Annotated in this window: 3 protein-coding genes and 1 pseudogene; 1 reads left to right on the top strand and 3 read right to left on the bottom strand. The window is 70.2% G+C overall.

Going from position 1 to position 3,546, the window contains the following annotated elements; translation table 11 throughout:
• Together DD1DGNOD_RS26755 and DD1DGNOD_RS09495 are read right to left on the bottom strand one after the other, a co-directional pair.
• Positions 1–267, bottom strand: a pseudogene (locus DD1DGNOD_RS26755) (hypothetical protein); the annotation flags it as partial.
• A gap of 2 nt (positions 268–269) precedes the next feature.
• Positions 270–488, bottom strand: coding sequence for a helix-turn-helix domain-containing protein (locus tag DD1DGNOD_RS09495; protein ID WP_131766260.1), 219 nt, complete (start codon positions 486–488; stop codon positions 270–272).
• A 739-nt stretch (positions 489–1,227) separates the two neighbouring features.
• Here DD1DGNOD_RS09495 and DD1DGNOD_RS09490 point away from each other — a divergent pair.
• Positions 1,228–2,622, top strand: a complete 1,395-nt coding sequence (locus DD1DGNOD_RS09490) for a hypothetical protein (protein ID WP_165036558.1) — start codon at positions 1,228–1,230, stop codon at positions 2,620–2,622.
• Between the two features lie 90 nt (positions 2,623–2,712).
• Here the strand turns inward: DD1DGNOD_RS09490 and DD1DGNOD_RS09485 are convergent.
• On the bottom strand, positions 2,713–3,546 hold an 834-nt coding region (locus DD1DGNOD_RS09485; protein ID WP_131769930.1), incomplete at its 5' end, for a cation diffusion facilitator family transporter.

Genomic DNA, 3,546 nt, shown 5'->3' with positions numbered 1-3,546 from the left:
CTGGCCCTCGGCCGGTTGCTCTTCGGCCGGTCCGGACCGGCCATGACCGGACGGCGGCGAGCCGCCGATGATCCGAAGAACCACGAGCCGGATGCTGCCAGGCAAAGATCGTCCGATGCCGGCCAGCGCGGTGCGCAGCGAGGCGGACAGGGCGGGTGCGCGCACAGCGACGTGATCCTGGCGATCGACGGCGATGGTCGCCCTCGGACCATCGATCGCCAGCGCCAGACCGGCCGCCGCCGGGTCGGCGGCGGCCGGCACCAACATGATCAGACGCTCTTTTTCTTACTGCCTCGGGTAGCGCCGCCCCGGCCCCGCAGAGTCGTACCGGACTCCGAGAGGATCCGGTGAACGAACCCGTACGAACGGCCCGACGACTCGGCGAGGAGACGGATGCTCTGCCCTGCCTCGTACTTCTTCCGAAGCTCTGATGCAAGCTTGTCGCGCTCCGCGCCGGTGATCCGGGTTCCTTTCCTAAGCTCGGCCAATGTGGCCCCCTCCGTGATAGATGATCTGCGAACCGATCTTCACTCAGTTGCGGTGAACGCGCCACTCGAAGCGCATGTGATCCATCACACGATCTCCTTCACGAGCCCGATCGCCCCTCGGCAGATCCGTCAAGCCTTTCCCTTCATCCCATCACCGGCACAACAACGTACGACCACGAGACTCCCGTCATTTCACCGGTCGGACCGGGAGAAACGGCGCGTCCAGCAACGTCATGACGACCAGTGTCCCCAGTAGCCCCTACCTGGACCGACAAGGGCTTCGGCGCGTCACGCCGAACATCGCCCGGAGAACACCGGCGAACCCGCGCCGAGGGACATCGTGCACCAGCCGAACGGCGCGCCGCCGGCCTGGTTACGGTGCATATGTGGTCATCACGCCGGAGGAGCAGGCTAAGTGGTCGTCACCGTGGCCATCGCCGGAAATTCGTCCAGGGTCTGCTGGCGCCGGCCGACACCTCGCTTCATCGCTCCCCGTCCATCGCGAAACGATCGAGGGCTGCCTAAAGGGCCAAAGGCAGCGCGATCATGTTTTTCCCGCGCTGCCGGAGGCCCAGGTCCCTGGGTCACCAGAGGGCCAAAGGCGGCGTGATCATGTTTTTCCCGTGCTGTCCTTGGCTCAGATCCCCGGGCCACGGTGAAGGTGGCCGACGTCCCGATTGCCGCCACACCGTCGGATAACGGGCCGACCGACAGCGGGCGGTCGGGTATCCATGGGCGCATGGCACGCCTGCCGTTCACCGGCGCCGATTCGGCCCAACCCGCGGAAATCGCAATGTGGATCGCCGCGGTTGTCGCCTGCTTGGGCCTGGCCGTGCTGGTGCGCGCCGCCGGCCAGGGGTGGGAGCCCCTGCCGACCACGTTCGCCGGCCTGCCGTTCACCGCGAATCGACGCCCCGGCGTCTCCCCGGCGTCCCTGCTTGCCCCGGCGGTGGCAGCCGTGGTCCTCATCGCGGCATGGCGCGGCGTCCACACCCGGCTGCGCTGGGTCCCGCTCCTCGTCACCGGTTACGGGGCGGCGTTGGGCTGGATCGTGGCGCTGGCGGCAGGGAACGCACGGTCGGGCCCTGCCGGCGTACTCGCGGTGGGCACGTTCACAGCCAGCGACGGCCACCTGCCGGAGCTGGGCGCGGCCGAAACCGATCCGACGGCCTTGCTGCGGACGTTCACCGAGCACGCCGGCACCTACAGCTACGGCACGCGAGCCCACCCCCCTGGGCCGACGCTGCTGGTGTGGACGCTGGCCCGGCTGGGGATCACCACCCCGACCGCCCTCGGGATCGTCCTGACGGCCCTGAGCGCGGCCACGGTCCCCCTCGTCGCAATCGCGGTCCGGTCGTTGTGCCATGAGACCGCCGCCCGCCGTCTCGTCCCGGTTCTGGTACTCGCGCCATGGGCACTATGGATGGCCGCATCGGTGGACGGGGTGACCGCGGCCGTTGGCGCCGCCTTCGTCACGCTCGGGGTCGTCGGCTCGGAACCGGGGCGGCGGCTGTGGTGGGCGGCGGCGTGCGGACTGCTGTTCGGTGTGGCCACGCTGTTCAGCTACGCGATGCCCTGGCTCGGGGCGGTGGTCGCCGCCACGTACTTCATCCGCCGCCGGCCGCTGCTCAACGTGATCACCGGCGGATGTTTCCTGGTGCCGCTGTCACTGATGTCGCTGTGGGGCTTTTCGTGGCCGGAGGGGCTGGCCGTGGCCCGCGAGCAGGCTGCTCAAGCAGCCATGCAGGTTACCCGGGTCGGCGCGGCGACGCTCCCGGGGCCGGTCACCCGCCTTCCGGTCGGGCTCGCGGTCGTGTTGGTCGCGTGCGGACCGATGATCGTTCGAGCCGCCCGGCGCGTCCGGCTCACACCCGGCTGGCCGTTCCTGGTGGGCGCGGTCCCCGCGATCCTGTTCGGCATGGTCACCGGGCTCGCCGCCGCGGCGTTGGAGCGGTCCTGGCTGCCGTTCTACTGCTGGCTGGTGGTACCGGCGTTGGCACCGAATCCACGCCCGGACGGCCCGGGTGACACCGCCCGTGCCGGAGCCCTGCCCCTGGGTCTGGCCGGTGTCGGTGCGCTCACCGCGATTGTCGCCCAGACCGTCGTCGAGGTCGGCCCGTCCGGCCCGTTGTGACGTCCCGTCCCGGAGCGCGGACCGACCCCGGACGGAACGGGACGGGACCGGACTGAACGGAACTGAACCGCCGTCCAGGGGCGGGCGGCTTCAGTGCCCCGGCGGAGCGCTGGCCTGCGCCGGCGCGGATCCGTTCTCGGCGGGTTCCTCCTCCGGCAGGCGGAGCAGGTCCGGTTCCAGGTAGATCCGGCGTGCGATGGGCACCGCGGCACGCAGCCGGGCCTCGGCGTCGTTGATCGCGCCCGCAACGGCGAGCACGGTCAGCTCCACGTCCAACCCGATCTTCGCCGCGACGAGCAGCTCGTCCGGTCCCAGGTGCAGTGTGCGCACGTGGATGACGTCGGTGATGTGCGGTGAGTCCGCGAGGACGTCGCGGATGACCGCGACCATGGCCGGGGTCGCGGCCTCCCCGACCAGCATCGCCTGGGTCTCCGCCGCCACGATGACGGCCACCACGAGCAGCAGGATCCCGATGGCGAGGGTGCCCGCGCCGTCCCAGATCGGATCGTCGGTCACGAGGGTCAGACCCACACCCCCCAGAGCGAGCACGAGGCCCAGCAGCGCGGCCAGGTCCTCAAGGAGGACCACCGGCAGCTCGGGAGCACGGGCCGTGCGGATGAAGCCCCACCACGAGGCGTCACCCTTGACCTGACGGCTCTCACCGATCGCGGTACGGAAGGAGAACGTCTCCAGCCCGATCGCCGCGAGCAGGACGACCACCGCCACCAGGCCGTTGTCCAGCTCATGGGGATGGCGCAGCTTCTCCACACCCTCGTAGACCGAGAACAGCCCGCCCACGCTGAACAACACGATCCCGACGAGAAAGCCGGCGATATAGCGGGAACGGCCGTAGCCGAACGGATGCTCCTCGTCGGCCGGCCGGGTGGCGCGCTGCTTGCCGAGCAGGAGCAGGCCCTGGTTGCC

The organism is Candidatus Protofrankia californiensis (assembly GCF_900634765.1).
GTDB classification, from domain to species: Bacteria; Actinomycetota; Actinomycetes; order Frankiales; family Frankiaceae; genus Protofrankia; species Protofrankia californiensis.
This window is presented reverse-complemented; position numbering and strand designations above follow the sequence as displayed.